This window comes from Variovorax sp. GW531-E2, from assembly GCF_059423125.1.
Window position 1 is genome coordinate 12148 of sequence record NZ_JBWKXQ010000058.1, and the last position, 20602, is coordinate 32749.

17 protein-coding genes are annotated in these 20602 nt (G+C 70.8%); 11 read left to right on the top strand and 6 right to left on the bottom strand.

Annotated features, from left to right (window positions below; genetic code table 11):
• Nucleotides 1-65: 65 nt before the first annotated feature.
• From AC07XP_RS25560 to AC07XP_RS25575, 4 genes are all read left to right on the top strand, one after another.
• Nucleotides 66-1709 carry an AMP-binding protein gene (locus AC07XP_RS25560; RefSeq protein WP_495266253.1) on the top strand — a complete coding sequence of 548 codons (1644 nt, stop codon included), beginning with the start codon at nucleotides 66-68 and terminating at the stop codon, nucleotides 1707-1709.
• Nucleotides 1710-1722: 13 nt separating this feature from the next.
• Nucleotides 1723-5019 (top strand): carboxyl transferase domain-containing protein, encoded by a 3297-nt coding sequence (locus AC07XP_RS25565; protein ID WP_495266254.1) that lies wholly within the window; start codon nucleotides 1723-1725, stop codon nucleotides 5017-5019.
• Nucleotides 5020-5085: 66 nt separating this feature from the next.
• Complete coding sequence (locus tag AC07XP_RS25570; RefSeq protein ID WP_495266255.1) at nucleotides 5086-6420, top strand: GDSL-type esterase/lipase family protein; 1335 nt, start codon at nucleotides 5086-5088, stop codon at nucleotides 6418-6420.
• A 112-nt stretch (nucleotides 6421-6532) separates the two neighbouring features.
• Nucleotides 6533-6907, top strand: coding sequence for a YXWGXW repeat-containing protein (locus tag AC07XP_RS25575; RefSeq protein ID WP_070063838.1), 375 nt, complete (start codon nucleotides 6533-6535; stop codon nucleotides 6905-6907).
• A gap of 31 nt (nucleotides 6908-6938) precedes the next feature.
• Here AC07XP_RS25575 and AC07XP_RS25580 read toward each other — a convergent pair whose 3' ends face one another.
• Both AC07XP_RS25580 and purU read right to left on the bottom strand, forming a co-directional pair.
• The gene (locus tag AC07XP_RS25580) at nucleotides 6939-8186 is read right to left on the bottom strand and encodes a S1 family peptidase (RefSeq protein WP_495266256.1); all 1248 of its coding nucleotides are present in this window, start codon (nucleotides 8184-8186) and stop codon (nucleotides 6939-6941) included.
• Nucleotides 8187-8208: 22 nt separating this feature from the next.
• On the bottom strand, nucleotides 8209-9066 hold the full coding sequence (gene purU, locus AC07XP_RS25585) for a formyltetrahydrofolate deformylase (RefSeq protein ID WP_062478396.1): 858 nt from the start codon (nucleotides 9064-9066) through the stop codon (nucleotides 8209-8211).
• 70 nt (nucleotides 9067-9136) lie between these two features.
• Between purU and aptA the strand changes: the two genes are divergently transcribed.
• Complete coding sequence (gene aptA / locus AC07XP_RS25590; RefSeq protein WP_062478394.1) at nucleotides 9137-10471, top strand: omega-aminotransferase AptA; 1335 nt, start codon at nucleotides 9137-9139, stop codon at nucleotides 10469-10471.
• Here aptA and AC07XP_RS25595 read toward each other — a convergent pair.
• Nucleotides 10455-11273, bottom strand: coding sequence for a ChaN family lipoprotein (locus AC07XP_RS25595; protein WP_495266257.1), 819 nt, complete (start codon nucleotides 11271-11273; stop codon nucleotides 10455-10457). The two genes, aptA and AC07XP_RS25595, sit on opposite strands and share 17 nt — an antisense overlap.
• 64 nt (nucleotides 11274-11337) lie before the next feature.
• Here AC07XP_RS25595 and AC07XP_RS25600 point away from each other — a divergent pair, with 64 nt between their 5' ends.
• Nucleotides 11338-12402 (top strand): AbrB family transcriptional regulator, encoded by a 1065-nt coding sequence (locus tag AC07XP_RS25600; RefSeq protein ID WP_487847360.1) that lies wholly within the window; start codon nucleotides 11338-11340, stop codon nucleotides 12400-12402.
• A gap of 54 nt (nucleotides 12403-12456) precedes the next feature.
• Here AC07XP_RS25600 and AC07XP_RS25605 read toward each other — a convergent pair whose 3' ends face one another.
• Together AC07XP_RS25605 and AC07XP_RS25610 are read right to left on the bottom strand one after the other, a co-directional pair.
• Nucleotides 12457-12738 carry a BTH_I0359 family protein gene (locus tag AC07XP_RS25605; protein ID WP_062478455.1) on the bottom strand — a complete coding sequence of 94 codons (282 nt, stop codon included), beginning with the start codon at nucleotides 12736-12738 and terminating at the stop codon, nucleotides 12457-12459.
• Between the two features lie 109 nt (nucleotides 12739-12847).
• Nucleotides 12848-14020 carry a DUF3108 domain-containing protein gene (locus AC07XP_RS25610; RefSeq protein WP_495266258.1) on the bottom strand — a complete coding sequence of 391 codons (1173 nt, stop codon included), beginning with the start codon at nucleotides 14018-14020 and terminating at the stop codon, nucleotides 12848-12850.
• A gap of 118 nt (nucleotides 14021-14138) precedes the next feature.
• Between AC07XP_RS25610 and AC07XP_RS25615 the strand changes: the two genes are divergently transcribed.
• The 3 genes from AC07XP_RS25615 (at nucleotide 14139) to AC07XP_RS25625 (ending at nucleotide 17745) form a co-directional block, all read left to right on the top strand.
• On the top strand, nucleotides 14139-15233 hold the full coding sequence (locus AC07XP_RS25615; RefSeq protein ID WP_495266259.1) for a fumarylacetoacetate hydrolase family protein: 1095 nt from the start codon (nucleotides 14139-14141) through the stop codon (nucleotides 15231-15233).
• 130 nt (nucleotides 15234-15363) lie between these two features.
• Nucleotides 15364-16590 carry an ABC transporter substrate-binding protein gene (locus tag AC07XP_RS25620; protein ID WP_495266269.1) on the top strand — a complete coding sequence of 409 codons (1227 nt, stop codon included), beginning with the start codon at nucleotides 15364-15366 and terminating at the stop codon, nucleotides 16588-16590.
• A gap of 27 nt (nucleotides 16591-16617) precedes the next feature.
• Entirely contained in the window at nucleotides 16618-17745 is a 1128-nt protein-coding gene (locus AC07XP_RS25625) for a zinc-dependent alcohol dehydrogenase family protein (RefSeq protein ID WP_070063846.1), read from the top strand.
• Here the strand turns inward: AC07XP_RS25625 and AC07XP_RS25630 are convergent.
• Nucleotides 17732-18529, bottom strand: coding sequence for a helix-turn-helix transcriptional regulator (locus tag AC07XP_RS25630; protein ID WP_495266260.1), 798 nt, complete (start codon nucleotides 18527-18529; stop codon nucleotides 17732-17734). The two genes, AC07XP_RS25625 and AC07XP_RS25630, sit on opposite strands and share 14 nt — an antisense overlap.
• Nucleotides 18530-18613: 84 nt before the next feature.
• Between AC07XP_RS25630 and AC07XP_RS25635 the strand changes: the two genes are divergently transcribed.
• Nucleotides 18614-20368: an FAD-dependent monooxygenase gene (locus AC07XP_RS25635; RefSeq protein WP_495266261.1), complete on the top strand. Its 1755-nt coding sequence runs from the start codon at nucleotides 18614-18616 to the stop codon at nucleotides 20366-20368.
• Complete coding sequence (locus tag AC07XP_RS25640; protein WP_095746954.1) at nucleotides 20365-20601, top strand: hypothetical protein; 237 nt, start codon at nucleotides 20365-20367, stop codon at nucleotides 20599-20601. The genes AC07XP_RS25635 and AC07XP_RS25640 overlap by 4 nt, the downstream gene beginning before the upstream one ends.
• Nucleotide 20602: the final 1 nt, after the last annotated feature.

A 20602-nucleotide genomic window follows, 5' to 3' on the forward strand; every position in this document is an offset into this window, starting at 1 on the left:
CATGCCGCATTGGCAAGCGCCGGCCATGCGCAGGCGGCTATCGATAACCCTGAGAAAGTGACGCCATGGAGACAACGCCCGCCACCCCGCAACGCTTGGAGGAACTGCCGCCGCGCGTGCAGCAGCCCCTGCACGCCTACCTGCGCGACCACGCACGCACGCGCGGCGACGCCACCGCCTGCCTCTGGTACGGCCAGGCCCTGAGCTGGGCCGAGCTCGACCGCGCGAGCGACGCCTTCGCCGCGCGCCTGCAGGCCCTGGGCGTGGCCAAGGGCGAACCCGTGGTGCTGTTCCTCAACAACTGCCCGCAGTACCTGGTGGCGCACTTCGGCATCCAGAAGATCGGCGCCATCGTCTGCCCGAGCGGGCCGCTCAACAAGGAGCACGAGCTGGCCTACCAGGTCAACGACCTGAAGGCGCGCGTGATCGTCGCGGCCGCGCCGCTGGTGCCGGTGGTGCGCAAGGTGCAGGCCGAGAGCGCACTCGCGCATGTGTTCGTGGTGCACTACGCCGACCTGCTGCCCGCCGAGCCCGCGCTCGACCTGCCGGCCGAACTGGCCGCCGAGCGCACGGTCGAACGCAGCGTGCCCGAAGGCTGCGAAGACTTCCTCGCCGTGATGCGCAGCGGCGCCACGCCGCAGCCCGTCGCCATCGACATGGACGACATCGCGCTCATGACCTACACCTCGGGCACCACCGGGCTGCCCAAGGGCGCGATGCTCAGCTACGGCAACGCACTCTTCAAGACGCGCGCCGCGGCCGACTGCAACGGCGTGGGGCCGGACGACGTGCTGCTGTCGATCGCGCCGCTGTACCACATCGCCGGCATGCTCATGGGCGTCAACGTGCCCGTGCTCAGTGGCGCCGCCTCGGTGCTGATGCACCGCTTCGATCCGCGCGCCGTGCTGCAGGCCATTGCCGCTTACAAAGTGAGCTGGTGGTACAGCATCGCGCCGATGAACGTGGCCTGCATGCAGGTGTCCGACATCGCCCGCTTCGACCTGTCGAGCCTGAAGATGAACCCGGTCACCAGCTTCGGCATCGCCTTCACCGAACCGCTGGCCGCGCAGTGGCGCTCGCACGCCAACAACTGCAGCTCGTTCGAGGCCGCCTACGGCCTGAGCGAAACCCACACCTGCGACACCTACACGCCGCACGTGGCGCCGCGCTGGGGCACGCAGGGCGTGCCGGTGCCGGGCGTGACCATCCGCATCATCGACACCGAGACCCAGGCCGACATGCCCACGGGCGAGGTCGGCGAGATCGTGCTCACCAGCGCCGGCTCATTCAAGGGCTACTGGAACAAGCCCGAGGCCACGGCCGCCACCTTGCGCAACGGCTGGGTGCACACGGGCGACATGGGCAAGCTCGACGCCGACGGCTACCTCACCTTCATCGGCCGCTTCAAGGAAATGATCAAGGTCTCGGGCTACAGCGTGTTCCCCGAAGAGGTCGAGACCATCCTCATCAAGCACCCGGCGGTGGCGCAGGCGGCAGTCATCGCGCAGCCCGATCCCGAGAAGGGCGAGGTCGTGAAGGCCTTCATCGTGCGCAAGCCCGGCGCCGCGCTCGAGGCCGACGCGCTCGTGGCCTGGGCGCGCGAGAACATGGCGAGCTACAAGGCGCCGCGCGCCGTGAGCTTCATCGATGCATTGCCGACCACCGGCGCGGGCAAGGTGCTGCGCCGCCTGCTCAAAGACAAGACCTGAAAGGCTTCCTCGCGTGTTTTCCAAAGTTCTGATTGCCAACCGCGGCGAGATCGCCGTGCGCCTGGTGCGTGCGCTGCGCGACCTGGGCATCGCCAGCGTGGCGGTGCATGCGCGCGACGATGCCGCCGCGCTGCATGTGCAGCTGGCCGATGTGGCGGTCGCGCTCGACGCGACCGGCCCTTCGGCCTACCTCGACGTGGCCGCGTTGATCGCGGTGGCGAAGGCGCAAGGCTGCGATGCGGTGCATCCCGGCTACGGCTTCCTCAGCGAACGTGCCGACTTCGCACAGGCCTGCGCCGACGCGGGCCTGGTCTTCATCGGCCCCACGCCCGAGCAGCTGGGCCTGTTCGGCGACAAGGCCCGCGCCCGCGAACTGGCCGCGCAGTGCGACGTGCCCGTGATGCCCGGCAGCGCCGGCGCGGTGACGCTCGCGCAGGCGCAGGCCTTCTTCGCCGAGCAGCACGTGCAGGGCGCGGGCGTGATGGTCAAGGCCATCGGCGGCGGCGGCGGACGCGGCATGCGCGCCGTGCTCACGGCCGACGAGCTGCCCGAGGCGCATGCGCGATGCATGTCCGAAGCCAAGGCGGCGTTCGGCATCGAGGGCGTGTACGTCGAGCGCCTGATGCGCAACGCGCGGCACATCGAGGTGCAGGTGCTCGGCGACGGCAGCGCCGTGGCCAGCCTCGGCGAGCGCGAGTGCACGCTGCAGCGCCGCTTCCAGAAGCTGGTCGAAATCGCGCCCAGCCCCTCGCTGCCCGAGCCGCTGCGCGCACAGGTCACGCAGGCCGCGCTGCGCATGGCGAAGGCCGTGGGCTATCGCGGCCTCGGCACCTTTGAATTCCTGGTCGATGCCGCATCGACCACCCTGCCTTTCGTCTTCATCGAGGCGAACCCGCGCCTGCAGGTCGAGCACACGGTGACAGAAGCCGTGACGGGGCTGGACCTCGTGCAGCTGCAGATCGCCGTGGCTTCGGGCGACACGCTGGACGCGCTCGGCGTGGAGGCCGGCCGCACGGCGCCGCAGCGCGGCTTCGCGGTGCAGTGGCGCATCAACGCCGAGACGCTCGATGCGCAAGGCAACGCGCGCCCCGCGGGCGGCACGCTCGCGCGCTTCGACCTGCCCGCCGGTCCCGGCGTGCGCGTCGACACGCACGGCTACGCGGGCCTGGCGCCCTCGCCGCACTACGACACGCTGCTGGCCAAGCTCATCGTGCATTCACCGTCGTCGCGTTTCGCGGACGCGCTGCGCCGCTCGCTGCGCGCGCTCGACGAATGCCACATCGACGGCATCGCCACCAACCTGCCGCTGCTGTGCGCCATTGCCGCGCGGCCCGAGTTCGCGACGCAGGCGGTGCACACGCGCTTCGTGGAAGCGCACCTGGGCGATCTGCTCGCGGACGCGAAAGCGTTTGAGAAGCACACGAAGAAGGTGACCGCGCCCGCCGCCGCGAGCGCACCGGCGCCGGACGAAGAAGACGACGACGGCCTCACCGTCAAGGCGCCGATGCCCGCGAAGCTGGTGCAGTTCGAGGTCGCGGTGGGCGACGTGCTGCCCGCCGGCGCGCAACTCGGCGTGCTCGAGGCCATGAAGATGGAGCACCTGCTGCACGCCCCCGTGGCCGGCCGCGTGCTGGCGCTGCTGGCTGCGCCCGGCGACTACCTCGTCGAAGGCCAGTCGCTGGTGCGGCTGGAGGCCGTCGATGCGCAGGGTGTGCAGGCGCAGGCGCGCGTCGCGCACGACCTCGACGCGATCCGTCCCGACCTGCAGAAGGTCATCGACCGCCATGCGCCCACGCTCGACGCGAACCGCAAGGCGGCCGTCGACAAGCGGCATGCGCAGGGCGGGCGCACCGCGCGCGAGAACATTGCCGACCTGTGCGACATGGCCGGCGACCCGGGCAACTTCATCGAGTACGGCGCGCTCGCCATCGCCGCGCAGACGCGCCGCCGCACGCTCGAAGACCTCATCGCCAACACGCCGGCCGACGGCATGGTGACCGGGCTGGGCAGCGTCAACGCAAAGCAGTTCGGCCCCGAGAAATCGCGCTGCGCCGTGCTCGCCTACGACTACACCGTGCTGGCCGGCACGCAGGGCATGCGCAACCACCACAAGACCGACCGGCTGCTCGCGGTGGCGCACCAGCTCAAGCTGCCGGTGGTGCTGTTCGCCGAGGGCGGGGGTGGGCGGCCGGGCGACACCGACATGCCGATCGTCGCGGGTCTCAATAACCACACCTTCAGCCAGTTCGCGGCGCTGTCGGGCAAGGTGCCGGTGGTCGGCATCGTGCACGGGCGCTGCTTCGCGGGCAACGCGGCGCTGCTGGGCTGCGCCGACGTGATCATCGCCACCAAGGGCAGCAACATCGGCATGAGCGGCCCCGCGATGATCGAAGGCGGCGGCCTGGGCACCTTCGCGCCCGAGCAGATCGGGCCGAGCAGCGTGCAGTCGCGCAATGGCGTGATCGACATCCTCGTGGAAGACGAAGCTGCAGCAGTCGCTGCGGCCAAGCAGTACCTCTCTTACTTCCAGGGGGCAACCACCGACTGGCAGTGCGCCGATCCGCGCACGCTGCGCCACGTCGTGCCCGAGAACCGCCTGCGCGTGTACGACGTGCGCGCCGCGATGCGCGGCGTGGCCGACACCGGCTCGCTGCTCGAACTGCGCGCGGGCTTCGGCGCAGGCATCGTCACGGCGCTGGCGCGCATCGAGGGCAAGCCGGTCGGCCTCATGGCGAACAACCCGCACCACCTGGGCGGCGCGATCGACGTGGAGGCGGCCGACAAATCCGCACGCTTCATGCAACTGTGCAATGCCCACGGGTTACCGATCGTGTCGTTGTGCGACACGCCCGGCTTCATGGTCGGGCCCGAGGTCGAGGCGCAGGCGCAGGTGCGCCACGTGTGCCGCATGTTCATGGTGGCCTCGCATTTGCGCGTGCCTTTCTTCGCGGTGGTGCTGCGCAAGGGCTACGGCCTGGGCGCGCAGGCCATGACCGCGGGCGGCTTCGATGCGCCCGTGTTCACCGTGGCCTGGCCCACCGGCGAGTTCGGCGCGATGGGCCTCGAAGGCGCGGTGCGACTGGGCTTTCGCAAGGAACTCGCGGCCGTGCCCGAGGGCGCCGAGCGCGACGCGCTGTTCAAGCAACTGGTGGCGCAGCAGTACGCGAACGGCGAGGCGATCCACATGGCGCAGACGCTGGAGATCGACGCCGTGATCGACCCGGCCGACACGCGCACCTGGCTGGTGCGCGGCCTGGCCTCGGCCACGCGGCCGGCCGAGGCGGTCTCGGCGTACGTCGACACTTGGTAACTTTAGGTTAGACCTCGTCACTGGCGCGGGCAAGGCGGCTCCGTACACTGGGCCGCTTTTGCACGCATGAAGCTTCCTGCCCGCTGGCGCGTCCGTCTGCGCGACGCCGCCTTCTCCCCTGCACACTGGATGGCCGTTCTCGGCCTTGCGGTGTTGCTCGTGGGCGTGCAGGCGGTGTGGGCGGAGAAGGTCGAGCAGGCGGCACGCCAGCCGGCCGAAGCGCGCTGGGTGGCGAGCTGGGCCGTGGCGGTGCTCGACTTCGCCGAACTGGATGCGAACCCCGCCACGGCCGCCATCGGCGGACCGGGCGACCATGTGTTCCGCGGCCAGACCTTGCGCCAGATGATGCGCCCGACGATCGACGGCGAGCGCATCCGCGTGCGGGTGTCGAACCGCTTCGGCAAGACGCCGCTGCGCATCGCCGCAGCCACCGTGGCACTGGGCACGGGCGGCGACGCCATCTCGCCGGCCTCGTTGCGCACGCTGCGTTTCGGCGGCCGCGCCACCGTCACCGTGGCGCCGGGCGCGGAAGCATGGAGCGACGGCGTGGCGCTGAACGTTGCGGCGGGCCAGGCCGTGGCCGTGAGCCTTTTTCTCGACCGCGCGACACCGTTCGCCACGATGTACCTGCTGTCCAGCGACACGGGCTGGCTGGCGCAAGGCAACGCCGTCTCGGCGCCCCGGCTGTCGAAGGCGACGGCGCTGCCGATGAGCCACATCGTGACCGGGCTCGACGTGCTCACCACCCGACCCGTGCGCACCGTCGTCGCGTTCGGCGATTCGATCACCGCGGGCGGTGGCGAGTCGGGCGACGGTTCGTACCCCGACATGCTCGCCACGCGGTTGCGTGACAGTCCGCAGGCCGCGCACGCGGTGTCGGTGATCAACGCCGGCATCGGCGGCAACCGGCTGCTCGTGAACGGCATCGGCCCCGACGGCCTGTCGCGCTTTGCGCGCGACGCGCTGGGCCAGAGCGGCGTGACGCACGTCATCGTGCTGCTGGGCACCAACGACATCGGCCGCGCCATCTTCGCGGGCATCCCCGGCCTGAAGGTGCCGCCGCACGACGTGCCCACGGCCGAGCGTGTCACCGAGGGCCTGGGGCAGCTCGTCAAGCAGGCGCGCGCCAAGGGCGTGAAGGTGCTGCTGGGCACCGTGCCGCCCTTCGGCAACACGATCTACGGCACCGACGCCAACGAGGCCATGCGCGAGGCCGTGAACCGCTGGGTGCGCAGCCGCCAGGACGTGGACGGCGTGGTCGACTTCGATGCGGTGCTGCGCGACCCGGCCGCGCCGCGTCAGCTGAATCCGACATTCGACAGCGGCGATCACCTGCATCCCAACCGCGCCGGCCACGCGGCCATGGCCGCGGCCATCGACCTGCGCGAATTGCAGGAATAAAGCGCGTCTGCGGCAGCGAAACAGCTCTACACAAGATTTCGCGCAGCGCTTACAGGCGCTTCACACGGTCCCGGCAGCATGAGGGCTCCTCCAACAACCATGGGGCTTTCTCATGAAAACACTCGCAGTCGCTCTTTCCATCGGTGCCGCTTCGCTGCTGTCGGTGGGCGCCCTGACCGTTCCCACGGCCGCGCAGGCGCAGGCGGTGATCACCATCCAGGGGCCGCCGCCCCCGCCGCGCTACGAGCGCATGCCGCCGCCGCGTCGCGGCTACGTGTGGTCGCCGGGCCACTATGAGTGGCGTGGCGGTCGCCATGTGTGGGTGCGCGGCATGTACGTGCGCGCCCGCCCGGGCTATGCCTACCGCGCGCCGGAATGGCGCGAGAACAATGGCCGCTGGGAATACAACCGCGGCCGCTGGGACCGCGACGGCGACGGCGTGCCGAACCGCCAGGACCGGCGTCCGGACAACCCGTACCGCAATTGATCGATAGAGAGCGCGCGGCGCGCGCCCGGGGCTAGCGGATGCTCACCAGCTCGAGCACTTCGCTGACCTGGAACGCGCCGCCGCTCGCACCGCCACGCGTCTGCACTTCGAAGCGGACGACGCGGCCCAGCTCCGGCGAGAACCACACGCTGGCGCGGTAGGTCCCGTACTGGTTGCCACTCCAGGCGCCCGCGTTCGCGAAGCGCTGGGTGTGGCCGCGGTAGTCGATCTTCACCACCTTCATCTCGCGGCCGTTGACCGGCAGCATGGCGGCGTCGTCCACCACGTGGGCGCGCAGATCCATCTTGATGCGGGTGCCGCCCATGGTGGCGTCGTATTCCGTGGCCCAGGCGGCGTCCTGTTCCAGGGTCGGCCGGGCCCAGCCGCCCGGCGGCATGACGCTGTCGAACTCGCCGCCCACGGCCGTCGTGACGCCGATCACCTCGCCGCCTGGCTTCTCGATCCAGCCCCCGTTGTTGAAGCTGAGGCGGTCCTCACTGGTGGTGGCCGTGTCCGCGCGGTAGATCACCTTGCGGTACGTGTTGGTGAGGCGGTCGTGCAGCTGGTACTCCACGAGGCTCGGGCGCTGCAGCGACACGCTGGCTGGCGCGGGCTGCGAGGCGAGGCGCTCGATGGCCCGCTGGCCGCGCGTCGGCAGTTCCGCGATCCACGCGGCCGGCATGGCGAGGGTGGCCGGGGCCGATCCGGCGACGAGGCCCACGAGGCGGCCTTGCGCATCGAACAGGCCGGCACCGGCCAGGCCCGCCTCGGTCGGCGTGGCCAGTTGCAGCGACTCGAGCGCGCCCGCGGCGTTGCGGCGCACGCCGCCGAGCATGGAAATGCCGAGCGTGAGTTCGCGCCCGCGCGGCGATCCGATGACGTACAGCGGCATCCCGACCTGCAACGCCCCCGCGGGCACGACGCCCAGCGTCGGCGACACGAGGTTCGCGATGCGCAGTTGGCACAGGTCGCGTTCGACGTCCGGGTGCTCCAGCACGGCGCCGTAGCTCACGTTGTCGCGGCGCAGCGCCACGGCGCTGGCCTTGGCCAGCAGCTTGCAGCTGGTGACGGCCGTGCCCGGACCGGTGGCCACCGCGCTGCCGGTGGCCAGGACCTTGCCCTGGGCGTCGCTGGCCTGCACCACCCAGACGCTGGGCGAGACGCGCGCGAACAGCGCGTCGGGCGCCAGCGGGGCGCCGCCGGCGCGGGCGTCCTGGGCGAAGGTGGCGGGCGCTGCCAGAGCGGCAGCAAGGGCGAAAAGCGGAAGCTGCAGGCGCATCTGGGAGCGGCGATGGAGTGGGTTAGCGGAACACGACCGTGCGGTGGCCGTTCAGCAGCACGCGGTGCTCGCTGTGCCACTTCACGGCACGGGCCAGCACCTGGCTTTCGGTGTCGCGGCCGCGGGCCGTGAGGTCTTCGACCGTGTCGGTGTGGTCGGCGCGGGCCACGTCCTGCTCGATGATCGGGCCTTCGTCGAGGTCGGCCGTCACGTAGTGGGCGGTGGCGCCGATCAGCTTCACGCCGCGGTCGTGCGCCTGGTAGTAGGGCTTGGCGCCCTTGAAGCTGGGCAGGAACGAGTGGTGGATGTTGATCGCGCGGCCGGCCAGGCTCTTGCACAGGTCGTTGCTCAGGATCTGCATGTAGCGCGCGAGCACCACGAGTTCGGCGCCCTCGGCCTCGATGATCTCCAGCTGTTTGGCCTCGGCCTGCGCCTTGGTCGCGGCCGTCACCGGGATGTGGTGGAAGGGCACGTTGTAGCTGGCGGCCAGCTGGTAGAAGTCGCGGTGGTTCGAGATGATGGCGCGCACGTCGATCGACAGCAGGCCGCTCTTCCAGCGGAACAGCAGGTCGTTCAGGCAGTGGCCTTCCTTGCTGACCAGGATCACGGTCTTCATCGGGTCGGCGGCGGCGTGCAGCTGCAGGCTCATGCCGAAACCGGTGGCGAAGGCCTTCAGCTCCTCGCGCAGCACGGCTTCGCTGTGGTCGCCGCAGGCGAAGCGCACGCGCATGAAGAACAGGCCGGTGCCGTGGTCGTTGTATTGGGCGGCCTCTTCGATGTTGGCGCCGCGCTCGAGCAGGAAGCCCGACACGGCGTGCACGATGCCCGTCCGGTCGGGACAGGAGAGGTTCAGGATGTAGGCAGGCGTAGTGGTCGTCATCAGGGGCAGGATTGTGGCAGGGGTGCCAGAATCGCGATTTTCCCTCCCCACATAACCGCAGGAGCGAGACATGGCCTTCCAGGACTTCAACATGGACAACCAGTGGTTGCCCTTCACGCCCAACCGCCATTTCAGGAAGGACCCGCGGGTTTTCGTGGCGGCCGACGGCATGACGTTCACCACGCACGACGGAAAGAAGGTGGTCGACGGCATCTCCTCGCTGTGGTGCGTGGGCGCGGGCCACAACCGCAAGCCGATCAACGAGGCGATCAAGAAGCAGCTGGACACGCTGGACTACGCCACCGCCTTCCAGGTCAGCAACGACAAGGCCTTCAAGGCGGCCGAGATGATCGCCGCGCTGGCCCCGGGCGACCTGAACAAGGTGCTGTTCTGCAACTCGGGCTCCGAGGCGGCCGACACCTCGATGAAGGTGGCGCTGGCCTACCACCGCGCGCGCGGCGAGGGCCACCGCAACGTGTTCATCGGCCGCGAGAAGGGCTACCACGGCGTGGGCTTCGGCGGCATGTCGGTGGGCGGCATTCCGGGCAACCGCAAGGTGTTCGGCTCGGCCTTTTTGCCGCGCGTGGACCACATGCGCTTCATCCACGACCCGGTGAACCATGCCTACATCCACAACGCGGAGCCGGTGTGGACCGAAGACCCGCTGGTCGAGCTCGAAACCCGCATCCTGCCACTGCACGACCCGAGCAACGTGGCCGCGATCATCGTGGAGCCGGTGGCCGGTTCGGCCGGCTGGTACCTGCCGCCCCAGGGCTACCTGAAGCGCCTGCGCGAGATCTGCGACAAGCACGGCATCCTGCTGATCTTCGACGAGGTCATCACCGGCTTCGGGCGCATGGGCACCAACTTCGCGTCGGACTATTTCGGCGTGGTGCCCGACATGTTGAACTTCGCCAAGTGCGTGACCAACGGCGTGATTCCGCTGGGCGGCGTGATCTGCCGCGACAAGCTCTACGACGCGATGATGAAGACCGACGCGCCCGAGCACGTGGTCGAGTTCTTCCACGGCTACACCTACTCGGGCCACCCGGTGGCCTGCGCCGCCGCCATTGCCACGCTCGACCTGTTCAAGGAAGAAAACCTGTTCGCCCGCGCCGGCGAGATGGGCAAGGTGCTGGGCGATGCCTTCCACAGCACCTTCAAGGGCCTGCCGAACGTGGTGGGCATCCGCAGCCTGGGCCTGGCGGCGGCGGTGGAGCTCGCGCCCATCGCCGGGTCGCCGGGCAAGCGCGCCTACGAGGTGTTTCTCGACTGCTTCCACAAGGGCGCGCTGGTGCGGCCCGCGGGCGACGTGCTGGTGATCGCGCCGCCCTACATCGTCGAGAAGCAGCACATCGACACGCTGGTCAACACGCTGGCGGATTCGATCAGGAAGTTCGCCTGAGCACGCCCGCGCAGTAGTCCACCGGCGGCAGCGCCGGCGTGCGCCAGGTGGCGTCGTAGGCGTCGGTGTCGTCCTCGGCCGGACCGCCGGCCTGCAGGTGGACGGTCTTCACCGACACGTCGGTCGGCAGGTGCTGCGGCACGCCCAGCACCTTGGTGACGTGGCCCGCGCCGGCGATCAGCACCACCGTCTTGCCCGGCTGCCGGGCCTTCACCAGCGCCTGCGCCATGGCGCGGTCGCGCCCGACCTGGATGCGCGTCATGGGGCCGATCTGCGATTCGGGCAGCAGCTTGCAGTGGCCCTCGCGCACGGCCTCCTGCTGCGCGGCGTAGGCCTCGCCGTTGAGCTGCACGTCGAGCGAGACGTCGGCCATCGCGTCCTTCATGCGCGCACGCGGCAGGTTGGCGCCGATCACCGGCACGCCGGCGCGCACGGCCGTCATCACCGTGGGGCCGTAGCGCGTCCAGGGCCAGGCCTTGTCGTTCCAGCCGAGGGCGGTCTGCACTTGGGCGTCGGTCGCGGTGGCGGGCAGGCGGGCGCTGCTGCGGCCTTCCTCGGCCATCTCGAGCGCCAGCGCGGCGAGCTGGCCGCGCTCGGCCAGGGCTTGCACGGTCTCGCGTTCGAGGGCGTGGTGTTCGGGGGCGTCGTGCTGCTCGCCGAGCAGCAGGGCATCGGCCGGCAGCAGGGCCGCCACACGGCGCGCGACGGGCGCCTCGGCGGACAGCGCGGCGCAGCCGGCGAGCAGGGCGGCTGCGACCAGGGGCGCGAGGAACCGGGAAGCACGGGAAGGACGAGGAGGCATCCCGCCATACTATGCCCGGCGCCCTGCACCGGGCTGTCGTCCTTTTCCGCTGCTTTCTCTGCCCGTGTCCTTTCGTTTTCCCCTTCGCGTGCTGGCCACGCTGCTGCTGGCGCTGGCCGCCGCACTCGCCTGTGTCGTGCTGCACACCCCGCTGCCCTGGATGATCGGCCCGCTGTTCGCGGTGTCGCTGGCCTCGATCGCGGGCCAGCCGACCGCCAGCCACACGCCGCTGCGCAACCTGGGGCAGTGGGTCATCGGCACCGCGCTGGGCCTGTATTTCACGCCGCAGGTGGTGACGCTGGTGGCCGGCGTGTGGTGGGCGATCCTGCTGGCCATCGGCTGGGCGCTGCTGCTGGGCTGGGGGTTCGGCCGCTGGCTGCACCGCGTGCATGCGGCGCGCATGCCGCATGTGCCGGCGAAATCCATGAGAGCCACGACTTACTTCGCAGGCGCCATCGGCGGCGCTTCGGAGATGACGCTGCTGGCCGAATCGGCCGGCGCGCGCACCGACCTGGTGGCCGCCGCGCACAGCCTGCGGTTGATGGTGGTGACGGTGACGATCCCGTTCGCGATGCAGTGGAGCGGGCTGCACGGCCTGGAGATCAACCCGCCCGGCGTGCGCGAGGTGAACCCGGCCGGGCTGGCCCTGCTGGCGCTGGCCACTGGCGCGGGTGGGCTCGCGATGCGGGCGCTGGGCCGCACCAACCCCTGGTTCATGGGGCCGCTGCTGGTGGCGATGGGCTTCACGGTGGCGGGGCAGTCGCTGTCGGCGGTGCCGACCTGGCTGTCGAACACCGCGCAGCTGGTGATTGCCGTGAGCCTGGGCGTGCGCTTCAGCCGCGAGTTTCTGCACACGGCGCCGCGCTGGCTCGGCTCGGTGGCGCTGGGCACGGTCGGCATGCTGGTGCTGTGCGCCGGCGCGGCCTGGCTGCTGGCGGGGGCGACCGGGCTGCATCCGGCCACGATGATCCTGGGCACCTCGCCCGGCGGCATCGCCGAGATGTCGATCACGGCCAAGGTGCTGCAGCTGGGCGTGCCGGTGGTCACGGCCTTCCAGGTGTGCCGGCTGGTGGCGGTGCTGCTGATCGTGGGGCCGATGTACCGCTGGACCGAGCGCCGAGGGGCCTAGGCAAAGAAAAAGCGCCCCGCGGGGCGCTTGTTTCGTTCGGGCGGGGCAGGCCGCTCAGTGCACCAGCACCGGCGTGTGCGCCAGCTCGGCGTAGCCCTCGAGCGTGTCCTCGACCTCTTCCTGCGTGGGCGTGTTGAGCTGCCAGGCGGCGATCTGCTGCTGGAAGAGTTCGGCCCAGGAGCCGTCGAGGTACACCTCCTTGCCAGAGCGCTTGTCCACGATCTCGAAGCCGTGGCGTTCCAGCACGGGGCCGTTGGGCGTCGTGCTGGGCTCGTCGCCGTCGTTCGGCTGCACGTGCACGACGACGAAGGACTCGGAGTCGTAAAGCATGTTCATGGCGGGCCCTGTGAGGATGTCGATGGCGTTCATGAGGGTTAGATAGCAATCAACGCGCCAGTTTCAAGAACAGTTGTCGTTGCGCCGTTGATATGTGAGCCTTTTTGCCTCAATTGGCGGGCGCTTCGGGTAGGGGTTTGCGCAATTGGGCGTCAGCAAAATCGCCGTTTGCCTCGGTCTGGCGGATGCGCACGGGCAGGTAGCCGTAGCGCGGCGCCAGCCAGAGCTCCAGTTTTCGGTCGAAATCCTTGCGGGGCGTACGGGTGAGCTTGCGCGTGGTGAAGTCGCCGGCCGGCAGGCTCAGCTGCTCCTCGTCGCCGACCTCGAAGACCCAGACATCGCCGTCGCGCACGCCCACCGTCTGCACCGAGATCCGGGTGCCGGCTGGGTAGCGCCCCGGGCTGGCCGCCAGCAGGCCGCCCAGCTGCATCATCACGCTCATGCGGTCCTGCGCGCCCGGTTGCAGGGGCACGGGGGGGGCGTTGTTGCTGAAGATGATCTGCCCCTGGTCACGCGCGAAATGCGAGGCCACCTCGGCCTTGCGGCTTTCCGAGTAGCGCTCGGGTTCCAGGCCCGAGGGGCCGATCTTGCCGGTGCTGTGCCAGTTCAGCAGGGTGAAGAACACCGCCTTGAGCGTGAGCCGCCCGTCGTAGCGGCTGCCGTCCTGCAGCCAGACCAGCTCGCCGAACACGCCGCGCTGCGGCGAGGCGCCCTTCTGGCCCGTGGCTTCGAAATCGAGCGTGACCGAGCCCGGAATCCGCAGTGCCTGGGTGCCAGCGATGGTGCCCGAGGCGCCGCTGCCGGCCGTGGTCGTGCCGCCCTGCGTGCCACCGGCTGTGGTGCCCGTGACGGCGGCCGGAGCGCTGGCCGGTGCCTCGGGGGTGGCTGCTCCTGAATCTGTAGCGGCCTGCGCGGTCTGGTCGTGCGTTTCGGGAGGAGGTGTCTGGGCCGGCGCGTCTGGCACGGGCGCCGGGGCCGGCTTGGGCTTGGGCACCGATGCTTCGCGCGGACGCCGGGGCTTGGCCGGTGGCGGCGGCTTGGCCGCGACCGGCGCGGCGGCCGGTGCCGCGGGGGCTTCCGCCGCGGGCGGCGCGATCACGATCGTGCGCGTGATGAACTTGCTGGCCAGCGGCGAGGGCTCCGGCCCGATGGCCATCGGCGCCAGCCCGAGCAGCAGCAGGTGCGCCAGCGCCACCGCCAGCGTCAGCCCCGCGAGCGCGCGCCAGGACGGGCGCCCGGGCAGGCCCAGGGACAGCGGTGGGGGCGCGACGTGCGTCGACATGGGTGTGTGGAGTGGGTTGCGGCGCCGAGGTTCACGAAGTCCACTCGGTACACTGCCGCCCGTTCAACCAGTTTAGTGGGCGCGGCGCCGCGCCCTTTTTCTTGCTCACGCCCGCACCATGAAACTCGCCACCCTGAAGGACGGCTCGCGCGACGGCCAGTTGGTCGTCGTCTCGCGCGACCTCACGCTCGCCCACTACGCCACCGGCATCGCGAGCCGGCTGCAGCAGGTGCTGGACGACTGGGGCTTCATGAGCCCGCAGCTGCAGGACCTGTACGACGCCCTCAACCACGGCCGCGCGCGCCACGCCTTTCCCTTCGACCCCGCCCAGTGCATGGCGCCGCTGCCGCGCGCCTACCAGTGGGCCGACGGCTCGGCCTACCTGAACCACGTCGAGCTGGTGCGCCAGGCGCGCAACGCCGAGGTGCCCGAGAGCTTCTACACCGACCCGCTCATGTACCAGGGCGGCAGCGACGACTTCCTGGGCCCGGTCGACGACGTGATCGTGCCCAGCGAAGCCATGGGCATCGACTTCGAGGCCGAGATCGCCGTCGTCACCGGCGACGTGAAGATGGGGTCCACGCCCGAGCAGGCGCTGGACGGCATCCGCCTCGTGATGCTGGCCAACGACGTGAGCCTGCGCAACCTCATCCCGGCCGAGCTGGCCAAGGGCTTCGGCTTCTTCCAGAGCAAGCCCGCCACCGCCTTCAGCCCCGTGGCCGTCACGCTCGACGAGCTCGGCGAGGCCTGGCAGGACGGGCGCGTGCACCTGGCGCTGCAAAGCAGCTGGAACGGCCGCAAGGTCGGCCTGTGCGACGCCGGCCCCGAGATGACCTTCCACTTCGGCCAGCTCATCGCCCACATCGCCAAGACCCGCAACGTGCGCGCCGGCAGCATCGTCGGCAGCGGCACCGTGAGCAACAAGGGCGTCGAGAAGAACGGCCGCATGGAATGGCCCAAGGGCTACTCGTGCATCGCCGAGAAGCGCTGCATCGAGACCATCCAGGACGGCGCGCCGGCCACCGACTTCATGAAGTTCGGCGACACCATCCGCATCGAGATGAAGGGGCTGGACGGACGCTCGCTGTTCGGCGCGATCGACCAGGAGATCGTGTCGACGGCGGGGCGGCCGGTGGAGGCGCCGGTGTCGCTCACCAAGCCGCAGGCCGGAACCGACGCCGGCACCGCGCCGGAACCCGCCGCCGAAGGCTGACGCAGGCCCTGTCGGGGTTTCTCCCCGTTCGGCTGGCCGGAAGCCCCCGTTCCGCAAAGCCCAACCCTGCGCGGCGGGCGCTGCCTAGGATGCAGCGATCCGTTCACTGCAAGGAGACAGGTCCATGGGCATGCCGAAGCTGGCGGGGCGCGCGTTGTGCGCATGGGGGGTGATGGGCATGGCGCTGGCCGGACAGGCCGCCGCCCAGAAGCTCAGCGACGACAAGGTGCGCGTGGGCGTGCTGTCGGACATGTCGGGCCTGTACGCCGATACCGCGGGGCGCGGCTCGGTCGAGGCCGCGCGCATGGCCATCGAGGACTTCGGCGGCCAGGTGCTCGGGCGGCCCATCGAGCTGGTCTCGGGCGACCACCAGAACAAGGCCGACATCGGCGCCTCGCTGGCACGCACCTGGTACGACCGCGACGGCGTCGACGCCATCTTCGACATGAACAACTCGGCCGTCGCGCTGTCGGTGGTCAACCTGGCGCGCGAGCGGCAGAAGCTGTCGATCAACACCGGCGGCGCCTCGGTGGCGCTCACCAACGAAGCCTGCGCGCCGACCTCGGTCCACTACACCTACGACACCTACGCGCTGGCCAACGGCGCCGCGCAGGGCGTGAGCCGCCAGGGCGGCAAGACCTGGTACCTGATCGGCGTGGACTACGCCTTCGGCAAGGCCATGGCCGCCAACATGACCGAGTTCGTCGGCGAGCTGCAGGGCAAGGTGATCGGCAGCGTGTTCCACCCGCTCAACGCGAGCGACTTCTCGTCGTACGTGCTGCAGGCGCAGGCCTCGGGGGCCGACACCATCGCGCTGGCCAACGCCACCAGCGACACGGTCAATGCCGTCAAGGCGGCGCGGCAGTTCGGCGTGTCGCCCAAGCAGCGCGTGGTGCCGATGCTGATGTTCATCAACGACGTGCATGCGCTGGGCCTGGCCCAGGCGCAGGGCATGACCTTCGCCACCGGCTTCTACTGGGACCGCACGCCCGAGTCGCGGGCCTGGGCGCGGCGCTACTTCGAGCGCATGAAGAAGATGCCCTCGATGATCCAGGCCGGCGCCTACTCGGCGGTCACGCACTACCTGAAGGCGGTGCAGGCCGCGGGCACCGACGACGGCGCCACCGTGGCCGCGAAGATGAAGGCGATGCCGGTGAACGACTTCTTCGCGCAGGGCGGCACGATCCGCGCCGACGGCCGCATGGTGCACGACATGTACCTGGTGAGCGTGAAGAAGCCCGCCGAGTCGAAGTACCCGTGGGACTACTACACGGTGCTGTCCACGATCCCCGGCGACAAGGCCTTCCAGCCCTTGTCCAAGAGCAAGTGCCCGCTGGTTGCCGCAGCGAAGTCCTGATCGCCTGACCGAACCCAAGGAGACCCCATGAAAGTCCGTGCCGCCGTCCTGCAGCGCCTCGGCGCCCCCGCGCCCTATGCCCAGAGCCGACCGCTCGAGATCGAGGAGGTCGAGCTGGCGCCGCCCGGCCCCGGCGAAGTGCTGGTGCGCATCGCGGCCGCGGGACTGTGCCACTCGGACCTGTCGATCCTCAACGGCGACCGGCCGCGCCGCACGCCGATCGTGCTGGGTCACGAAGCGGCCGGCGTGGTCGAGGCGCTGGGCGAGGGCGTGACCGACCTGGCGCCGGGCGACCACGTGATCCTGGTGTTCGTGCCGAGCTGCGGCCATTGCGCGCCGTGCGCCGAGGGGCGCCCCGCGCTGTGCGAGCCGGGCGGTGCGGCCAACGTGGCGGGCACGCTGCTGGGCGGCGCGCGGCGGCTGTCGTACCGCGGCGAGCCGATGGACCACTTCGTGGGCGTGTCAGCCTTTGCCGAGTACGCGACGGTGTCGCGCCGCTCGCTGCACAAGATCGACCGCGAGCTGCCGCTGGAAATTGCTGCCATGTTCGGCTGCGCGGTGGTGACGGGCGTCGGGGCCGTGGTCAACACCTCGCAGGTCCGGCCGGGCCAGACCGTGGCCGTGGTGGGGCTCGGCGGCGTGGGGCTGGCCGCGCTCATGGGCGCGCTGGCGGCGGGCGCCGCGCGCGTGATCGCGGTCGACCTGGCGCAGGACAAGCTCGATTTCGCCCTCGCGCTGGGCGCCACCGACAGCGTGAACGCCAGCGACCCCGACGCGGCCAAGCGGCTGCGCGACATGACCGAGGGCGGCGTCGACCATGCGCTCGAGATGGTGGGTTCGGCCAAGGCGCTGGAGTTCGCCTACAAGGTCACGCGCCGCGGCGGCACCACCGTGACCGTGGGCCTGCCCGCCGCCATCCAGACGCTGAACACGCCGGTCTGGCACCTCGTGGCCGAGGAGCGCACGCTCAAGGGCAGCTACCTCGGCAGCTGCGTGCCGCGGCGCGACCTGGGGCGCTTCATCGCGCTGTACCGCCAGGGCAAGCTGCCCGTGGACCGGCTGCTCACCGGGCGCCTGAAGCTCGAGGAGATCAACGAGGGCTTCGACCGCCTGCAGCGCGGCGAGGCCATCCGGCAGATCGTCACGATGCCGTGACGGCCGCAGGCATCGCACCCCGCAGCAACTCCTTCTGCGTCCGAATCCCCAACCGCCGGAACGCCCGGTACTGATGCGTGCGCACCGTGCTGAGCTCCACGCCCAGCACGCGCGCCGTTTCCTTCGCCGTGCGGCCCGCCATCAGGTGGCCGATCACCTCGCGTTCGCGCAGGCTCAGCGTCAACAGCCGTGAGGCGAGGGTGGGCGCGGCCGCCTCATGCACCGCCGCCGCGCTGCGGCTGTGGGCGCTGGCGGCGTCGGCCAGCAGCGTGGCGTGGGCGGCGATGACGCCGAAGTCGGTCTCGCCGAACTCGGGCTGCGCCAGGCTGCGGTAGAAGCTCACGGCCACGCGCTGGCCGCTTGGGCGCAGCAACAACACCGAGCTGCGCTCGCGGATGCCCACGTCGCCGTAGCAGGCGGCGCGGTAGGCGGGGTCGGCCACTTCGTCGCCGTGCTGGTGGCCCATCCACAGCTGCGCGCGCTTCGGCAGCTTGCGCGCGGCCAGCCAGGCCATGTGGGGGTCGAGCCGGTCGAAGCGCTGTGCCACGTAGCGCTCGGCGGTGCGCTCGGCCGTGTGGCCGTAGCTGCTGGCGGCCGACACGGTCTCGATGCGGCCGGTGGCGTCGACGCCGAACACGGTGCAGAAGGTGACGGGCATCACGCGGTGCATCGCCGCCAGGCAGCTGGCCGCCAGATGCGGCGTGCCGATGCCCGCCAGCACGTCGCCGACGACGGCCGCCGACAGCCGGGCGTCGGCGGCAGGGTGGAGGCTCCAGCGTTTCATGGGGTTTCGAAGGAGGACTAGGGTAAATACCTCCTACGAAGTTATGACATTGGCGCGGGCGGTGCATCGGGACAATCCCGTTCCATGACCACCACCCGTACCGCCGACGCCGCCACAGGCCCCGTGCCGCCGCCAGCCAGCGCGACCGCGCTGCCGCCTTCGGTCGGCGCCTTCCACTACACGCGCTTCGCGCCCCGGCTGCCGTCGCTCGACGCCGACGGCATGGAGCCCGGCCGCCATCCCGTCGTGATCGCGGGCGGCGGCCCGGTGGGCATGGCGCTCGCGCTGGGGCTCGCCAACCACGGCGTGCGCTGCGTGGTGCTCGAGGCCGACGACACGGTCTGCGTGGGCAGCCGCGCGGCCTGCATCTCGCGCCGCAGCCTGGAGATCGTCGAGCGCCTGGGTGCGCTGCCGGCGTTCATGGGCAAGGGGCTGCCGTGGAGCGTGGGGCGCAGCTTCTACAAGACGGCCGAGGTGTTCCGCTTCGAGATGCCGCAGGCCGCGCAGCAGAAGCTGCCGCCGATGATCAACCTGGAGCAGTACTACATCGAGCAGTACCTGCTGGACGAGATCGAGCGCCGCAATGCCGCGACGCCGGGGCTCGTCGACATCCGCTGGGGCACCGAGCTCACCGCGCTCGCGCAAGACAACGACGGCGTGACGCTCGACGTGCGCAACGCCGAGGGTGCCTACCGCCTGCGCGGCCAGTGGCTCGCGGCCTGCGACGGCGGCCAGAGCTTCGTGCGCAAGTCGCTCGGGCTGGCGCTGGAGGGCACGGGCTACGAAGGCCGCTACGTGATCATCGACATCGAGCTGCACAGCGGCCACCCGACCGAGCGCCGCGCCTGGTTCGACCCGCCGTGGAACCCCGGCTCGACCGTGCTGATGCACCGCCAGCCCGACGACATCTGGCGCATCGACTACCAGCTGCGCGCCGGCCAGAGCACCGAAGACGCACTGCAGCCCGCGGCGGTGGCCGAGTTCGTGCAGCGCCACCTCGACGCCATCGGCGAAGGCCACCTGCCGTGGAAGACGGTGTGGACCTCGGTCTACCGCGCCGGCGCGATGACGCTCGAGCGCTACCGCCACGGCCGCGTCGTGTTCGCGGGCAACGCGGCGCACGCCATGCCGATCTTCGGCGTGCGCGGCCTCAACTCGGGCTTCGACGACGCCGACAACCTGGCCTGGAAACTGGCCTTCGTGGCCCAGGGCCTGTCGGGCCCGGCGCTGCTGGATTCGTACTCGCAGGAGCGCATCGCGGCCTTCCACATCAACGCCGAGGCCGCGATGCGCAGCACGGAGTTCATGTCGCCGCCCTCGCGCGGCTTCGACCTGCTGCGCGAGGCGGCGCTGTCGCTGTCGGAGGCGCACCGTGGCATCGCGCAACTCATCAACCCGCGCCAGACGCAAGCTGTGCGCTACGACGGTTCGGCGCTGTCGAGCGCGGGCGACACGCTGCCCGCCGGCCCGCTGCCGGGCGAGGCGATGCCCGAGCAGCCGCTCGCGCAGGGCCATCTCACCGACTGGATCGGCCCGGTGTTCACGCTGCTGGTGCTGCAGCCGGACCTGGCGCCGCTGCCCGACGCCGACATCGCGCAGGCCCGGCAAGGCGCCGTGCCTTTCGCGGTGCGCACCATCGCCCGCCTGGGCCACAGCGACGGCGCCGATGCGCAGGCGTCCCCCGCCGTCTTCGCCGCGCTCGGCGCCGGCGATGGCGCCGTCTACCTGCTGCGCCCCGACGGCCACGTGGCCGCGCGCTGGCACCGGCTGCCGGCCGGTGCGCTGCCCGCCGCGCTGGCGCGCGCGGCCGTCGCCACTTCACAGGACATTCCCGCATGACGACCTCCGCTCCCTCGCTCCACCCCGACGCCCGCGACCGCCTGTACGCCGAGTGCGCACGCGCCATCACCGAGGCCGGCGCCGAGCGCGAATCGCTGTTCCTCGCGCGGCTCGCGCTGCTGCTGTTCGAGCAGGTCGGCGACGAGGCGCGCTGCCGCGCCGCGCTGGCCGACGCGTTGCGCGCGCTGCCCGTACCATCGCTGTCCGCTTCCGAACAAAAAACAGGAGATTGAT